This window comes from Aquipseudomonas alcaligenes NBRC 14159, assembly GCF_000467105.1.
Taxonomy (GTDB): domain Bacteria; phylum Pseudomonadota; class Gammaproteobacteria; order Pseudomonadales; family Pseudomonadaceae; genus Aquipseudomonas; species Aquipseudomonas alcaligenes.
Map to the genome: position 1 here is coordinate 1 of NZ_BATI01000033.1, position 15,907 is coordinate 15,907.

15 protein-coding genes are annotated in these 15,907 nt (G+C 63.3%); 3 read left to right on the forward strand and 12 right to left on the reverse strand.

What is annotated here, in order from left to right:
- From PA6_RS16850 to PA6_RS16880, 6 genes are all read right to left on the reverse strand, one after another.
- A partial coding sequence (locus PA6_RS16850) for a phage integrase (protein WP_021702158.1) occupies positions 1–538 on the reverse strand: 538 nt, incomplete at its 3' end.
- Positions 539–1,816 carry a hypothetical protein gene (locus PA6_RS16855; protein ID WP_021702159.1) on the reverse strand — a complete coding sequence of 426 codons (1,278 nt, stop codon included), beginning with the start codon at positions 1,814–1,816 and terminating at the stop codon, positions 539–541.
- A 455-nt stretch (positions 1,817–2,271) separates the two neighbouring features.
- Positions 2,272–2,661: a hypothetical protein gene (locus PA6_RS23900; RefSeq protein WP_021702161.1), complete on the reverse strand. Its 390-nt coding sequence runs from the start codon at positions 2,659–2,661 to the stop codon at positions 2,272–2,274.
- Positions 2,654–2,989: a hypothetical protein gene (locus PA6_RS16870; protein ID WP_021702162.1), complete on the reverse strand. Its 336-nt coding sequence runs from the start codon at positions 2,987–2,989 to the stop codon at positions 2,654–2,656. The genes PA6_RS23900 and PA6_RS16870 overlap by 8 nt, the downstream gene beginning before the upstream one ends.
- A complete protein-coding gene (locus tag PA6_RS16875) occupies positions 2,982–3,194 on the reverse strand; it encodes a MerR family transcriptional regulator (protein WP_021702163.1) in 213 nt (70 codons plus the stop codon). Before PA6_RS16875 ends, PA6_RS16870 begins: the two co-directional genes overlap by 8 nt.
- Positions 3,191–3,358, reverse strand: coding sequence for a DNA-binding protein (locus PA6_RS16880; RefSeq protein WP_172491641.1), 168 nt, complete (start codon positions 3,356–3,358; stop codon positions 3,191–3,193). Before PA6_RS16880 ends, PA6_RS16875 begins: the two co-directional genes overlap by 4 nt.
- Before the next feature lie 623 nt (positions 3,359–3,981).
- Between PA6_RS16880 and PA6_RS23455 the strand changes: the two genes are divergently transcribed.
- From PA6_RS23455 to PA6_RS24285, 3 genes are all read left to right on the forward strand, one after another.
- Complete coding sequence (locus tag PA6_RS23455) at positions 3,982–5,310, forward strand: hypothetical protein (RefSeq protein ID WP_021702166.1); 1,329 nt, start codon at positions 3,982–3,984, stop codon at positions 5,308–5,310.
- Between the two features lie 865 nt (positions 5,311–6,175).
- A complete protein-coding gene (locus PA6_RS24280; RefSeq protein ID WP_255209935.1) occupies positions 6,176–6,697 on the forward strand; it encodes a transporter substrate-binding domain-containing protein in 522 nt (173 codons plus the stop codon).
- Positions 6,698–6,745: 48 nt separating this feature from the next.
- Positions 6,746–7,603, forward strand: a complete 858-nt coding sequence (locus PA6_RS24285) for a GGDEF domain-containing protein (RefSeq protein ID WP_021702168.1) — start codon at positions 6,746–6,748, stop codon at positions 7,601–7,603.
- Here the strand turns inward: PA6_RS24285 and PA6_RS16890 are convergent.
- The 6 genes from PA6_RS16890 to PA6_RS16915 form a co-directional block, all read right to left on the reverse strand.
- Positions 7,544–9,895 carry a DNA polymerase II gene (locus PA6_RS16890; RefSeq protein ID WP_021702169.1) on the reverse strand — a complete coding sequence of 784 codons (2,352 nt, stop codon included), beginning with the start codon at positions 9,893–9,895 and terminating at the stop codon, positions 7,544–7,546. The genes PA6_RS24285 and PA6_RS16890 overlap by 60 nt on opposite strands.
- A 63-nt stretch (positions 9,896–9,958) precedes the next feature.
- Complete coding sequence (locus PA6_RS16895) at positions 9,959–11,860, reverse strand: potassium transporter Kup (RefSeq protein ID WP_021702170.1); 1,902 nt, start codon at positions 11,858–11,860, stop codon at positions 9,959–9,961.
- 132 nt (positions 11,861–11,992) lie between these two features.
- Positions 11,993–12,505 carry a methylated-DNA--[protein]-cysteine S-methyltransferase gene (locus PA6_RS16900; protein WP_021702171.1) on the reverse strand — a complete coding sequence of 171 codons (513 nt, stop codon included), beginning with the start codon at positions 12,503–12,505 and terminating at the stop codon, positions 11,993–11,995.
- 10 nt (positions 12,506–12,515) lie between these two features.
- Entirely contained in the window at positions 12,516–12,929 is a 414-nt protein-coding gene (locus PA6_RS16905) for a group II truncated hemoglobin (RefSeq protein ID WP_021702172.1), read from the reverse strand.
- Between the two features lie 113 nt (positions 12,930–13,042).
- On the reverse strand, positions 13,043–14,995 hold the full coding sequence (locus tag PA6_RS16910; RefSeq protein WP_021702173.1) for a PhoX family protein: 1,953 nt from the start codon (positions 14,993–14,995) through the stop codon (positions 13,043–13,045).
- Positions 14,996–15,129: 134 nt separating this feature from the next.
- The gene (locus PA6_RS16915) at positions 15,130–15,906 is read right to left on the reverse strand and encodes an energy transducer TonB (protein ID WP_021702174.1); all 777 of its coding nucleotides are present in this window, start codon (positions 15,904–15,906) and stop codon (positions 15,130–15,132) included.
- Position 15,907: the final 1 nt, after the last annotated feature.

Here is a 15,907-nt window from a genome sequence, read left to right on the forward strand (position 1 = left end):
AGCCCCTGCGGATCTCAGCCAATAGCTCGGCAATCTGGTCTGTCGTCAGCCAGGACAGTTCACGCTCCTGGATCTTCAACGGCTTCACCAGGGACAGCGGATTGTCGTAGTCGATGACGCCCAGGCCGCGCAGTTCGTTGTAGACGGCACGCAGATACCCAAGCTCATTATTCAGAGTCTTCGGCGACGTGCCCGCCCCTAACCTGATCCGGCGATACTGTGCGTAGGTCTGCGGGTCCAACCTGATGGCAGGAGGGTCGCGCAGGCACTTGGCCAGGGCTTCAAGCTTGATGCGGCGACGCTCGCCGTCTCTCAGCGAATGACCGTGTAAATCGAACCAGAGGCCGACCAACTCACCGAGACGGCGAAGGTCTTTCGGCTTGGGTGCCCAATCCGGGTTTTGTGCAAATCTGGCTCTGCAGGTCGCTTCGAATCGCTGGGCTTCACCCTTGGTCTTGAGGGTCTTGCGGAAGCGCTTGCCTTTGACGGGCTCGACGTCGACCTTCCAACGTCCGTCCGGTAGCTGTTCGATTGCCATCTATACAGCTCGCCCCCACCTGACGTGGCGTTCCTCCAGTAGCCCCTTGATGTGCTTATAGAGCTCGCGCTCGCTCATTTCCTTAGCGGCGTAGTGCTCCCGGATGACGGGCCAACAGTCCCATTGTTTTAGGGTGGAGAACGCCTTTTTTACGCCCACTCGCTCCCTAGCCAGCAGGCTTACGAAGTTTCCCAGGAACAGCTCCACGTTCTTACCGGAGAAGCCTCGGGCAGTCTTGTAGTGGCGCTTGTACTCGGTGGCATCGATCAGGGAATCGACCGGCACATCGACACGCGCATCGTCACGCATCAGGGTCCATACCGGCTCGAAATAGCCAGGGCGGGAGATGAACTTGAACTGCCGCAGGCCATAGCGCCACAGGCCGTCCAGATGCCCTGCGAAGGTCGCATAGCAGTCGGTTTCAATGGCCTTGCCGGTGGCCAGATCGATGGAGCCGCTGGCGAATTGCTGGATGATGGAGTGGTGGTAACGCAGTTCCACACGCCACACATCCTGGGCCGGGTTGTAGTTGTCCGGGTCGCCCTCGTCGAAGCTGTCGCGGCGCTTCCAGACGCCTTCCCAGAAGTCGAGTTTGTCAGTGGCCTTGGCCTGCTCGGTCTTGTTGTAAATGCACAGTTGCACGCCAGCAGCGGAACCGAACATGGAGGTTTCACCGCGGCCGTAGACGCTGGATTTGGTGGCCCACTCGATCTGGTTGATGCCGCTGATGTCGCGGTGAGTGCGCGCCCGGCAGTGCATACGGGCGACCAGATCGGCAGGTGGTTGCCAGCCCTGTACGTCCAGGGCCAGATGCACGGCGCACTGGTTGCGCTCGATGTGGCTCAGCACGTGGCTGGCGTAATAGTCCATGCGCTCTTGCAGGCGCTCGGGGCTCAGGGCGTCGATGGCATGGGGTGACACTTCGATCTTGAGGTGGGGACCGATCACGTCAGACTTGCAGTTGAAGTTCTTCACCAGCAGGACAAAGCCCAGGTCGGCGTTCTGCAGCTTGTACTGGTAGCCGGAGTCCTTGCTGACACGGCCGGCATGCCAGCGCTCCCCTGCGAAATCGACGATGGTGCCGGGCTTGTCGAACATGCCCAGGATGTGGGGCAGGATCAGCCCCCGGTACAGCTGGCGGACCGTATCGACCGCGCAGCGCAGCAGGCGGACGTTCGACAGGTCGGTCAGCCGTGCATTGCCCGGGTCCACGAAGATTCGTCCCTTCGGGCTCTCTTCACCGTTCAGGTTGAGGCGAACGTGGTCTTTCATCTTCATTGGGTTTCTCCATCAATGACCAGTAATTGCTGTTTCGGAAACTGACTATCTGACGTGTTACAGGGACGTCAGGCGGCGGCCGGCGCGCGCGTGGTCGCTCTGTACCGAGCCGCTCCATCGCGCGCGCCGTCTGCCGCTTCGTAGAGCCATATGGTTGGTTGAATACTGTTGGGTAACTGGGTTGCGGCTTGGCCGATCCAGTGAGCAAGGGAGAGCAACAGAAGGAGGATTGCGAGGGGATTGAGGCCGTCCATTTCGAACGCTCCAGGGATGGGGTGGTTGCCATAGCCTGCAGGCCATCAGAAGACGGGAAGTAAAGCGCGGGAGGAATCAGCTGAAATGCACACCAAGGGCGCCGCCCTTGTCATCCCGCTCTTGCCGCCGAGGGCTCGGGAGCGTGGGGTGGTGAAGCTACCCCACACTCCCCGGCAGAGGCTGTTCATGTTTGTGCAGGGTCAAGGGTGCGCTGCGCCCGTGCTTCCGTTCTTCGGAACGGTGGAGCTGTTCCGACGAGCCGGGAGCGCGGCCCCTGACCTCTCTGGATAGGTTCGGGTCATACGGCCCAGTACGTTGCCGGAACTGTGCCGGTCGCGGTGCCGTATCGCCCGAATGGTGCGGATGTTGTAGAAGCAAAGCTCGGTCGGAAAATCAGCCTTTCCATCCAGGGGCATCGTCAGGAAGTAGCCGGCCTCGTGGTAAACGCCCTCCATCGGCAGGGCCATGCCGACGATGTGGAAGCAGCGCCACAGCGGTTCCGGGTCTTGGTACCAGATCATTTCAACGAGTACGGTGGCGCCCATGTACTGCGCCGCATTGGCAGCGGTGACGACATTGCAGCTATGCATGGCGGCGCTCTCCTTCCTTGAATCCGGGCTGGCTCTGGAACATCGGAGGGATCGGCAAGCGCCTCAGAAAACTGCGCGCTTCGCTGCGAATCGACCGGATAGAACGGATATCCGAGAGATACACGTCCAGAGGGTGTTCATCGCCGGGATTCTTCATCAGCAGGAACGCCTGCTCATGAACGCCTTCGACGGGCAACACCAAGCCGATCACATAGCCGGCACGCCAGCACGGCTCGGGATCGTCGTCCCAGACCAGTTCGACCACCACCGGCTCCCCCAGGAAGCCCACAGCGGAGAGCACATCCAGACCAGCAGGCTTACTAGACATGGCTGTAGTCCCCCTCTTTGAACTGGGTCTTGCCCTTGGCCATGTCTTCACGCAGGCGGGCGAGGTTAACCATGCGGAAGTCCGCTAGCCGCATGCTCGGGATGGTGCCGGTGTCGATCCAGTTGATTGCCTCTTCCACCGACACACCGCTCATTTCGGCGAAGGTCTTCACGCTGCACAGGTCCAGGCTTTGGTCTTTGCTCATAGGGTCCACTCCCGCTCCAGAAGGTGGCGGGTCAGAAGCGCCACGTTGACCATCACGCGCTTACCTACCTTCTCGGTGGGCAAGTAGCCGCGATCAATCCAGGTACGCACGACGATGGGTTCGTCACCCATGCCGATCCATTCGGCGAACCTCTGCCAAGGCATCAAAGGCGGGGCACCGTGCAGCTTTTGGGGGTCAAGACCTTCAGGTGGTAGCATCCATGAACTCCGCTATATCCAGCTTTATCTTGCATTAAATGCCTTACATTATTTGCAAGGTAGAGACAAAATATAAGCCAGCCACCACATAGAAACCACCACTATGTGCAAGCTTTTTAGATGCTTTAGGAATGATAAGAGAAAGATTGATATCCATTTGGGATAAAGAACAGCTTTCGGCCCCTAAGCTTGAGAAGCTAACCGGCATAGACCGCAGCAGCTGGTATCACCTGAGAAATGGAAAGCGGCGTGCCAACGAACAGGACATAGAGGCCATCGTGCAGATGTTTCCTCAGTACGCTTTTTGGATTGCTAGCGGGCAAACAGCACCCGAGATTGGACAGACAAGCCCTGACCCTGACGAGGCCAACCGAAACTTGAGCCAACCGAACGCGGGATAGCGCTCAAGCAAGGAATAGCTAGGCGCAGGCATGCCCGGCAAAAGGTGGATTCGTAAGGCGTGCTCAGAAAACAGAAATGGCCGGCCTACTTACAGCGCGACAAGTGCCGTGCCTGCCATTTAGTTAAAACACATAAAGCGGCATCGCCTTAAACAAGGGCACGCACCAATGAACTCAGAAAAAGCCATAAACAACATATTAAAATCAGAGCTTGAGATAACATTTAAGACATTAAAAATAATATCTCAAGACAAACAAAACCCGAAAAAATACATTGCCAACGGAAAAATAACACAAGACAAAAATGGCCAACTAATATTGGAGGCAATATGGAGCCCCCCAAAAGGAAAACCTCTTGAGCCAAACTGGGGAATGGACTACATAGAGCCAGGCCAAATCATCCCAAAAGAACACTATTTCAAAATCGAAGGAATAAGCGTAGAAGGCCATAAGTGGATAGCGACAGACATCCACCTAAGCACAAATTACTACTTCCCAACAAGCACCATAGTTTTTAAAGGGCAAATACCCGACATTTTTCAAAAAGGAAAAACGGCTCACCCGCCGACGGGAAACACTCGACTAATAGCCTGCGAAGTAAAAGACCTAAAGATTCCAACCAATGAATATAACGAGAAAGAACAGAAAAGAAACATTACCAACGTCACTGTTGCCGACAAAAAATGCCAGATTAGAATTCACGAAAACCATGTGACCTTTCTGATAAAAAGCCCCAAACAAATTACAAATGAAAAAGCACAATCAATTGTGCATGCAATTGAACTAGCTACCGGCAAGAATCTTCAAAAAATATACGATCACAGCATAACCCCAAAGAGCTTCTCTATAACGCTCTATTCCCGCCCTGCCCCCGAAGAGCTGTGGAGCATCCTGCCACCTCTGAACCGCCACCACAAAATAGATGAGCTTGAAGAAATAACAAATAAACTACACAAGCTCTCTCAAGAAAAAAGAAAGGCAATAATATGGTTCTGGAAAGAGATCGGCATATCAAGCCAAGCCGGGATAGAACCCTTCATGAAATCAATATGCTCAAACATAGAAGGGATGGTAGATTTCTTTTACAGCAAATATAAAGTAGCTGACAGCTCCTTTGAGAAAGAGTGCCTGCAAGCACTAGATGTCATCTCAAAAATAGAGTCATCGATATCCCCAAGAGCCTTTCAAAGAATCTCAGGGAACTTGAAATCTGCAGGTTCGCCATCCGTAAAAAATGCGTTTTATAAGCTACTAGGCAACAAAGCAGACAACTGGAACAGTCTCAGACATAAAGCTCTTCATGGCAGCCATCAAAAGTTATTCAATGACACTCAAAAGCTTTTCGACCTTACATATAGCTGCCTATATATATTTTACGAACTAACATTAGAAGCCATAGGCCATAGAAATAAAATAATTGACTACTCAACAAGAGGCTATCCAGAAATACCCCCTCTTATTTCTCAAATTAAAGCCGGCCTCCAAAGCCAGAAATAATCTTGCCCGAGCCGTAGCTACTAGGGCCAGTGACCATAAAGTGTCACAGAAGAAGCAAAGCTATGCAGCTCAATGCGGCAGCACGTGTGCAGCGAGGTCAGCACTGCCGGGATATGCAGAGCATTGCAAGCGCGACAGGATGGGTTCAAATCCTCCCGGCTCCGGCAGATCACCCCCCTGATTTTCCTGCCGAAGATCAGGGTTTTTCTTTTCTGATCAAAAAATCGACAACCGCCCACCGCAACGTGTTATGGTGCCGCCCCCCGCAAGGTGATAGGCGCAGATGGCAACGGCCATCCTGAGCCATGCGGCAATGCAGTCCTTCCCGGACCTGGCATGTATCTGGAACACCACTCCACTTGAGCACACGTTCTGCCCCCCTGAGATCAGGAGCAGATGCACTGTGCAGCATTGATGCAAGCCGCCCCTCCCCTGCAGTGCCTTGTTCGACAAGGTTCGTGCAGCTGTTCTGCTTGATCTCAATCGTCCCTACTGGCGTCACCTCCTGTCGAGACAACTAGCCGCCGCTGAACCAGCTTGCGAACGCATGCCTGGCTTGCCGGTCATAACGCATGCGCGCCCAGGCACAACGTCGGCGCGCCCGACATGAGCATTCATCATGAGTACACCCATCATCTGCCGTACCTATCGGCAACCCGTCAATCAATGCAAATGCTTCCGCTGCCGCCCGCAGGGCGTGAAGCTCAGTGAACGCGCAGGAACCGGCCTCGCGGCCGCGCCGCACGGCTGAAGCGCGCCCGGACAGCCCTGTATCAGCACAGGCTGCAGAGCGCCGGTGGCAGCGGTATGCTCTGCGCGTACCGGTCAGCCCGGACGTTTTTGCAGATCGACCGGGAGACGGTTCGTGCGGTATCTGTTGTTGATGTTGGGCCTGCTCTGCGCCCACGCCTGGGGTGATGTGGCGCTGTCACCGGAGCAGCAGGCCTATGTGCGCGCCCACCCCGAAATCAGTATGTGTGTCGACCCGGACTGGGCGCCGTTCGAGCGCCTCAATGCCCGGGGCGAGCATGAAGGCATCGCCGCCGACCTGCTGCGTCTGCTGGCCAGCCGCGCCGGGCTGACGCTGCGTATCCACGTCACACCGGACTGGGATGCCTCGCTGGCCGCTTCCAAGGCTGGCGAGTGTCAGTTGCTCGGCTTTCTCAACCAGAGCCCGGACCGCGACGCCTGGCTGCTGTTCACCCAGCCCTACTTCACCGACGCCAATGTGCTGATCAGCCGCGAGGAGCACCCCAGCGTCGCCAGCCTGGGCGACTTCGTCGGCGCCCGCATCGCCCTGCCCTCGGGTACCTCGGTCGAGGAAAAGCTGCGCCGCCTCTATCCCGGCCTGCAGTTCGTGATCGTCGGCAGCGAGGCGGAGGCCTAGCGCCTGGTCAACGAGCGCCAGGCCGAGTTCACCCTGCGCTCGCTGGTGATGGCCGCCGACACCATCAAGAACGAGGGCTGGTTCAACCTGAAGATCGCCGGCCAGGTGCCGGAACTGGACAACCTGTTCCGCATCGGCGTGCTGCGCTCGGAGCCGATGCTGCGCGACATCCTCGATCAGGCCATCGCCACGCTCACCCCGGACGAGGTCAACGCCATCGTCAATCGCTACGTGGCGGTACGGGTGGAGACGCCGGTCGACTATCGACTGCTGCTGCAGGTGGTCGCTGTGTTCGTGCTGATCCTGGCCAGCAACCTGTTCTGGGTGATACGCCTGCGCCGGGCGAACCGCAAGCTGGCGCGGCAGGCGGTCACGGACGCGCTGACCGGCCTGGCCAACCGCAAGCAGCTCAACCGGTTCAGCCAGGGCACCGTCGAAACCGCGCGCCGCCATCATCGGCCGCTGGCGGTGGTGCTGTTCGACATCGACCACTTCAAGGTGGTGAACGATCAGCACGGCCATCTGGTCGGCGACCAGGTGCTGTGCGACATCGCCGCGCTGCTGGCGCGCGCCGTGCGCCAGGGCGACTGCCTGGGGCGCTGGGGCGGCGAGGAGTTTCTGCTGATCTGCCCGGAAACCCGTGGCGAGCAGGCGCTGCAACTGGCCGAGCGCATCCTGGCGCAGGCGCGGAGCCTGCCGCTGGCTACCGGCAAGCCGTGCACGCTGAGTGCGGGGGTTGCCCAGCTCGGCGCCGGGGACAGCGTCAACGACCTGCTGCAGCGCGCCGACGAGGCGCTCTATCAGGCCAAGACGCAGGGGCGTGACCGTGCGAGCCTGGCACAGCGCTCAGAACAGCCCGAGCTGGCGCTCGATCAGCGCAGCGAAGTCGTCACCCACGAAGGGTAGGATGGCGTCCGCCACCGGCCGCAGCTGGCGCTGGATGTAGTGGTCGTAGTCGATGGCCGAGCGCCGGGTTTCCAGCGGCTCGGGGCCGGCAACGGTGATCAGGTAGCCGATCCAGGCGCCGCGCCGGTACTGCCGGGGGCGGCCGAGGCGGTCGTTGTGTTCGTCGGCCAGGCGCGCGGCGCGCACATGCGGCGGCACATTACGCGGGTAGTCGGTGAGGTTGCGCTTGAGCCGCTTGCGGTACACCAGCAACTCGTCCAGCTCGCCATCCAGGGTGCGCTGCACGTAGTCACGCACATAGTCGCGGTGCGGCTGGCGCGCGAAGATCAGGCGGTACAGCTCCTGCTGGAACTGCTGGGCCAGTGGCGACCAGTCGGTTCGCACCGTTTCCAGGCCCTTGAACACCATCTCGTCACGCCCGTCGGCACGCCTGACCAGGCCGGCGTAGCGCTTCTTGCTGCCCTCCTCGGCACCCCGCACCGTGGGCATCAGAAAGCGCAGGTAATGGGTCTCGAACTGCAGCTCCAGGGCGCTGGTCAGCCCCATCTCGGCCTGCAGGTGCTCGCGCCACCACTGGTTTACCCGCTCGACCAGCGCCCGGCCGACGGCCGTCGCCGCCTCGTTCTCGTGCGCGCGGCCGAGCCAGACGAAGGTGGAGTCGGTGTCGCCATAGATCACCTGGTAGCCCTCGGCCTCGATCAGCTCGCGGGTGCGGCGCATGATCTCGTGCCCGCGCAGGGTGATGGACGAGGCCAGGCGCGGGTCGAAGAAGCGGCAGCCGCTGGAGCCGAGCACGCCGTAGAAGGAATTCATGATGATCTTCAGCGCCTGCGACAGCGCCGCGTTGCCGGCGCGCTTGGCCGCCTCGCGGCCCTGCCAGACGCGCTCGACCATCGCCGGCAGGGCATGCCGGGTACGAGAGAAGCGCGCGCCACGGAAACCGGCCACCGAATGCGCATCGTCCGGCTCGCGCAGGCCTTCGATCAGCCCGACCGGGTCGATCAGAAAGGTGCGGATGATCGAGGGGTACAGGCTCTTGTAGTCCAGCACCAGCACCGATTCGTACAGGCCGGGGCGCGAATCCATGACGAAGCCGCCGGGGCTGCTGTCGCCCTGCATGTCGCCCAGGTTGGGCGCGACGAAGCCCAGGCGGTGCATGGGCGGCAGGTACAGGTGGGTGAAGGCGGCCACCGAGCCGCCGCTGCGATCGGCCTGCAGGCCGGTGACGGCGGCGCGTTCGAGAAGGAAGTCGATCAGCCGGGTGTGGGCGAAGATGCGCGTGACCAGCTCGCAGTCCTTGAGGTTGTCGCGGGCCAGGGCCGGCTTGTCCTCGGCGAACATGCGGTTGATCTCGTCCATCCGCTCGTAGGGCGTGTCGATTGCCTTGCCCTCGCCGAGCAGGCTCTGGGCGACGTTTTCCAGGCTGAACGAAGGGAAGTTCCAGGTCGCCGAGCGCAGTGCCTCGATACCGTCGATGATCAGCCGCCCGGCCGCCTCGGCGAAGTAGTGGTTGTGGCTGCGATGCTCGCGCCAGTGCAGCTCGCCGCCGTCACGGCCGAGGCGCAGCGGCACCTTGAGCTCGCGGGAGTGGGCCAGCAGCACGCGCAAGTCGAACTGCACCAGGTTCCAGCCGATGATGGCGTCCGGGTCATGCGCGGCCAGCCAGTCATTCAGCCGCTGCAGCAGCTCGGCGCGGCTGGCGCAGTAGGTCAGGTCGAAGTCGTCCACCGCCGCGCCTTCGCCGAGCATGTACACCTGGCGCTGGCCGCAACCTTCCACGGCGATGGAATACAGCTCGCCGCGCTCGCTGGTCTCGATGTCCAGCGAGGCCAGGCGCAGCTGCGGGCGGTAGTCCGGCGCCGGCTTGAGCAGGCCGTTGCACAGCACGCCCTCGGCATCCGGCGTGCCGGCAAACAGCACCGGCGCGGTGATGAAGCGCTCCATCAGGTAGCGTTCGGGCGGGCGGATGTCGGCCTCGTAGACCTCCACGCCGGCCTCGCGCAGGCGCTTTTCCAGCTTCAGCAGCTGGCGATAGGAGGCGCAGTACAGGCCGAGCACCGGGCGCTGGTGGAAGTCGCGCAGGCCCAGCTCGCGCAGCTCCACGCCGCGCTCGCCCTGCAGCAGCGCTTGCGCCTGTGCGCGTTGTTGCAACGGCACGAAGGCCACCGCCGGCTGCGGCGCCAGACGCAGGCGACGCGGGCCGGCATCCGTGGCCAGCCAGAATTCCACCTCGCTGCCGGCGGCGGTGTCGCGCCAGTGGCGGGTCAGGACGAAGCCCTGCTGTAGATCCACGCGGTTGTCCCGGAAAACTGTTCTCGGCGCGATTCTACTTGGACCGTCGCGGCGCCGTCCGGGTTAGATCTCCACCTGGGTACCCAACTCGATCACCCGGTTCACCGGCAGCTGGAAGTAACTCATGCTGCTGTTGGCGTTCTTCTGCAGCACCACGAACAGGCGCTCGCGCCAGGGCGCCATGCCGAAGCGTTTGGTCGGGATCACCGTCTCGCGGCTGAGGAAGTAGGTGGTACGCATCGGCTCGACATTCAGCCCTTCGACCCGGCACAGACGCAGCGCCTCCGGCACGTTGGGCTCCTCCATGAAACCGAAGTGCAGCAGTACACGGAAGAAGCCATCGCCATACCGCATGACCTCAATACGCTGCCCTGCCTCTACCCGCGGGCAGTCCTCTACCACCACCGTGAGCAATATCACCTGCTGGTGCAGCACCTGGTTATGCAGCAGGTTGTGCAGCAACGCGTGGGGCACGGCGTCCGGGCGGGCGCTGAGGAAGATGGCGGTGCCATCGACCCGATGCGGCGGCTGGATGCGGATGCTGTCGAGGAAGGCCTGCAGGGGCAGCGCCGTCTCGTCCAGCCGGGCGAACAGCATCTGCTTGCCGCGCTTCCAGGTGGTCATCAGGACGAACAGCGCCACCCCGGCCACCACCGGAAAGGCGCCGCCCTGGAAGATCTTCGGCACGTTGGCGGCAAAGAACAGCCCGTCCACCACCAGGAAACCGAGCAGCAGCGGCAGCGCCAGCCACAGCGGCGCGCGCCACAGCAACAGAGCCACGGCAGCCACCAGCAGGGTATCGATCAGCATGGTGGTGGTCACCGCCACGCCATAGGCGGAAGCCAGGGCGCCGGACGAGCCGAAACCGATCACCAGCAGCACCACGGCGACCATCAGCGCCCAGTTGACCACGCCGATGTAGATCTGCCCCTGGGCCGCACTGGAGGTGTGCTGCACCTGCATGCGCGGGATGTAACCAAGCTGGATGGCCTGCTGGCTGAGCGAGAAGGCACCGGAGATCACGGCCTGCGAGGCGATGATGGTGGCCAGGGTGGCGAGGCCGATCATCGGCAACAGCGCCCAGGACGGCGCCAGCAGGTAGAAGGGGTTGCGCGCCGCCTCGGGGTTTTCCAGCAGCAGCGCGCCCTGGCCGAAGTAGTTGAGCACCAGCCCCGGCAGCACCAAGGCGAACCAGGCGCGGGCGATCGGCTTGCGGCCGAAATGCCCCATGTCGGCATACAACGCCTCGGCACCGGTCAGCGCCAGCACCACGGCCCCGAGAATGGTGATGCCGATGCCCGGATGGCTGATGAAGAAGTTCACTGCCCACACCGGGTTGACCGCCTGCAGCACTTCGGGGCGCAGCACGATGCCCTGGATGCCGAGCACGCCGAGCACCGCGAACCACAGCACCATCACCGGCCCGAACAGAATGCCGATGCGCGCCGTACCGTGCTTCTGGATCACGAACAGGCCGATCAGCAGCACCACGGTGACCGGCACCACCCAGTGCCCCAGGGCCGGCAGTGCCACTTCCAGCCCCTCGACCGCGGACAGCACCGATATCGCCGGGGTGATCATGCTGTCGCCATAGAACAATGCCGTACCGAACAGGCCGAGCAGCACCAGCACCCCGCTCAGGCGCGGATAACCGGCGGTGGCGCGGCGGGCCAGCGCGGTCAGGGCCATTACCCCGCCCTCGCCACCATTGTCGGCGCGCAGCATGAATAGCACGTACTTGAGCGACACCACCCAGAGCAGCGACCAGAGGATCAGCGAGAGGATGCCCAGCACGCCCTCGGCGTCGACACGCACCCCGTAATGTCCGGCGAAGACTTCCTTGAGGGTGTAGAGCGGGCTGGTGCCGATGTCGCCGTAGACCACGCCGGCGGCGGCCACCAGCAGGCCGAAGGATGATGTGCGGCCGTGGCTCTCGGCGGCCGACTCTGCAGTATTGGAACTCACCTGGATCTCCCCGGAACCCGCTGGGACTGACGAATACGGCGAGCGGCAGGCAACCGCTCAGCGCAGCATAGCTGGCCGTCAATTTTCGCCAACAGACTGGGCATCCGGCGTTAAAAAAGCGTAAAGATTCGCCTAGAACAGCGCGGATTGCCGCGCCAGCACACCTTCCAGCTCCAGCAGCGCCTGCTTGCGCGGCAGGCCGCCGGCATAGCCGGTGAGCTTGCCGTCGGCACCGATGATGCGGTGGCAGGGCACGATGATGGCGATGGGGTTGACCGCGTTGGCGCGGCCCACGGCGCGCGCCGAAGTCTGGCGGTTGAGCTTCAGGGCCAGCTGGCCGTAGCTCAGGGTGGTGCCATAGGGCACCTGGCGCAGGTGCTGCCAGGCTTCCTGGAGAAAGGCGTTGCCCTGGGGCGCCAGCGGCAGGTCGAAGACCCGACGGCGGCCGGCGAAGTATTCCTGCAACTGCCAGGCTACCGGGGCCACGGCGGCCGACTCGCGCTGCACCAACACACCCCGCCAGTACAGCGGCTCGTCCGGGGCCTCATCGATAAACTCCAGGCGCTGCAGAGCGCCGTGCCCGTCCACCAGGGCGATCATGCAGCCCAGCGGGGTGTCGATCAGGTCGCCGCGCAGCTGAGTCATGTCTGCGCTCTCAGCCATGCCGTGCGGCGCTGGCCTGGACGATGCGCCGGGCCGGCACGCGCAGCTGGGTCAGCAGGTACTCGGCGAAGGCCGGCGCGTAGTCCTGCTGCGCGATGGCCTGGGCCATGCAGGTCAGCCATGCCTCGGCCTGGGCCTCGTCGATCGGCCACTGGGCATGGAACGCGGGGATGGCAATCGAGCCGTAGCGCTCGGCGAACAGCCTGGGGCCACCGAGCCAGCCGCTGAGGAAGCAGGCCAGCTTGTCGCGCGACATCTCCAGGCTGGCCGGGTGCATGGCGCGCACGGCGGCCGCCTCGGGCAGCTCGTCCATGCAGCGGTAGAAATCCTCGACCAGCCGGCGCAGGCCTTCGATACCCCCGGCCGCCCGGTAGGACGCGTCGCCGACACCGTACTGCTCGCTCATATGTCGCACCTCATGAAGACAGAGCGACATTCTAGCGCCGAGCCCCATCCGCAGGGCGGGTGCAGCCCGCGCAGCCGCCCACGCGAGTTGCACACGCCCTGCTCGAAGCGGCTTCAGCTACCGATCACCCCGCCATCATTTCGGGTGATCAGCAGCGTGGTCGAGCGCGGGCGGGTTTTGCCGTCGCTGGCCGGGAAGCTGAGGCCCGGGTGCTGGATATTGGCCCACATGGCCTTGCCGTCCGGGCTCCAGGCCAGGCCGGTGATCTCGCAGCCGCGCGGGCCGACCAGGAAGCGACGCACCTCACGGGTGGCGGGATCGGCACAGAGCAGCTGGTTGCAGCCCATGTTGTGCATGGCCGGCTCGATGTCGTCGTAGTCGGTCTGGATCCACAGGCGCCCGGCAGCGTCGAAGGCCAGGCCGTCCGGCGAGGAGAACAGGTCGCCATTGATGGTGCCGGTCAGGTTGGCCGGCACCGGCTTGCCGTCCTTGTCCTTGGCGCCGCGCGCCTCGCCGGCGAGCAGGAACAGCTCCCAGGCGAAGGCGGTGGCAGTCGGGTCGGCGCCCTGCTCGTTGAAGCGCAGGATCTGCCCGTGCAGGTTGTGCGGGCGCGGGTTGGCCTTGTCGGTGGGTTGCTTGTCGCCGCGCCCGTCATTGTTGGTCAGGGTCACGTAGACCTCGCCGGTCGTGGGGTGCACGGCGGCCCACTCGGGGCGGTCCATCGGCGTGGCGCCGGCGCGGTCGGCGGCGGCGCGGGCGTTGAGCAGTACCTCTTCCTGGCTGGCGAAGCCGTTCTCGGCGGTCAGGCCGTTCTGCCCGTGCACCAGCGCCAGCCACTGGCCGGAGCCATCGTCATTGAGGCGCGCGACGTACAGGGTGCCCTCGTCGAGCAGGTTGCGCGCGGCCTTGGGGTTGGCGACATCGAAGCGGCCGGCGGGGACGAACTTGTAGATGTACTCGCCCTTGGCATCGTCGCCGGAGTAGAACGCCATGCGCCCGTCCTTGCCCAGGCTCTGCGCCGCGCACTCGCGGCTGAAGCGGCCGAAGGCGGTGCGCTTGATCGGCTGCGCCTGCGGATCGAAGGGGTCGATCTCGACCACCCAGCCGAAGCGGTGCGGCTCGTTGACGTGGCCGCCGTGGGGCTGGTCGGCGTATGGCGTGGCGTCGAAGCGCGGATCGGCAGTCTCCCACGCGTAGTTCTTGCTGGTGCCTTCCTTGGCCAGGCCGTAGCGCTTGTGCGATACGCGTGCCTCGAAGTCGGCCTTGTCGCGGTTGATGAAGTAGTTGGGCCAGTTCTCCTCGCAGGTGAGGAAGGTGCCCCAGGGGGTGACGCCGGTGGCGCAGTTGTTGAGGGTGCCGAGCACCTCCAGCCCCGCCGGGTCGCTGGCGGTCTTCATCACCGCGTGACCGGCCAGCGGGCCGGCGATGCGCATCGGCGTGAGCATGCTGATGCGGCGGTTGTAGGGCGAATCCATCACCCGTTGCCACTGACCATCTGCGCCCTTCTTCACCTCGATCACCGACACGCCGTGGGCCGCCTGCTCCTTGCGTACCTCGGCCAGTGGGCGCGGCTTGCTCTGGTCGATCTTGCCGGACGGGTGCAGCGGCGGGTTGACGTACTCGTGGTTCATCACCAGCAGGCCACGATCCGTCTCGCCGGCGAAGGGGAAGAAGTTCATGCCGTCGTGGTTGTCGCCGGCCTGCTTGAGCTGGGCCTGCCAGTCGTCGCTGGCATCCGGGTTCCAGGCCGGCGCGCCGGCTTCCACCGGGTCGCCCCAGGAGAAGAACGGCACGGCGCGATAGCCCTCCGCCACCAGCACGCGGTCGAACTGCGGGTCGAGCTGCACCGGCACGCCCTTGAAGCCCAGCAGCGGGCTGGCAGTGGCCTTCGCGCAGGCGGCCAGGCCGCCGCCGAAGAAGCCCAGCGCCGCCAGGGTCAGGCCGCCCTTGAGCACATTGCGCCGGGCCGGGTTGATCAGGTTGGCCAACGGCGGGTTGCTGCTGGGGTTGATGGCGATGTCGTCGTGGGCTTCCAGGCGTTCGTGGAAGTGGCTGTGTTCGTTCATCAAGGGTCTCTTGGCAATTTTGTGGTGGTTTCCCGGATTGCATCCGGGCTACGGCCTGAGGTGGTCGCCATACCCTCACCCCGGCCCTCTCCCGGAGGGAGAGGGGGTGGTCGGAGTGGGCTGGCCGCTCTGGGTCATTCGATGCGGTAGTGGAAGGTGTTCCTCACCCCTTCCACCGCCACCGCGCGGCCATCGACCAGGCGCGGCTGGTAGCGGAAGCTTTTAGCGGCGTTGAGTGACGGGCGTATGAACAGCGGATGACAGTCACCCACCACCTGCGGGTCTTCGACGCGGCCCTGCGGGTTGACCCGGTAGCTCACCGTGCAGTCGCCCTCGATGCCCTTGTCCAGGGCGCGTTCGGGGTAATCCGGCGCGTCCTTGGCGATCGGCAGGTACTGGCGACTGGCGGCCGCCGCGGCCTCGGCCTGGCGGGCGCGTTCGGCGGCTGCGGCAGCGGCGCGGGCCTGGGCTTCCTGTACCTGCTGGCGGGCCAGTTCCTCGGCCGCACGGCGCTCGCGTTCAATGCGCTGGCGCTCGGCCTGTTCGCGTTCCAGGCGCTGACGCTCGCGCTGCTGCTCGACGCGCTTGCGCGCCAGGGCGGCCTGCTCCAGCTGCTGCTGTTCGATGCGTGGGTCGGGCCTGGGTGCCTCTACCGGCTTGGCCGGCTCGGGCTCGGGCAGCACCGCGGGCGGCAGCACGGCCTCGGGCTGTGGCGGGGCCGGCGGCGCCAGGGTGACCAGGCGCGTGGTCAGCGTCTGCACCTGCGGTGCGGGTGGCGTGTCGGCCTGCCAGTGGCTGAGCAGCAAAGCCAGCACCAGGGCGTGCAGGCCCACCGCCACGCCGGCGGCGACAAAGCTGCGCCAGCCGTTGCCGGTCAGCGGTACGAACACCCAGGACGACGGGCGAGACATG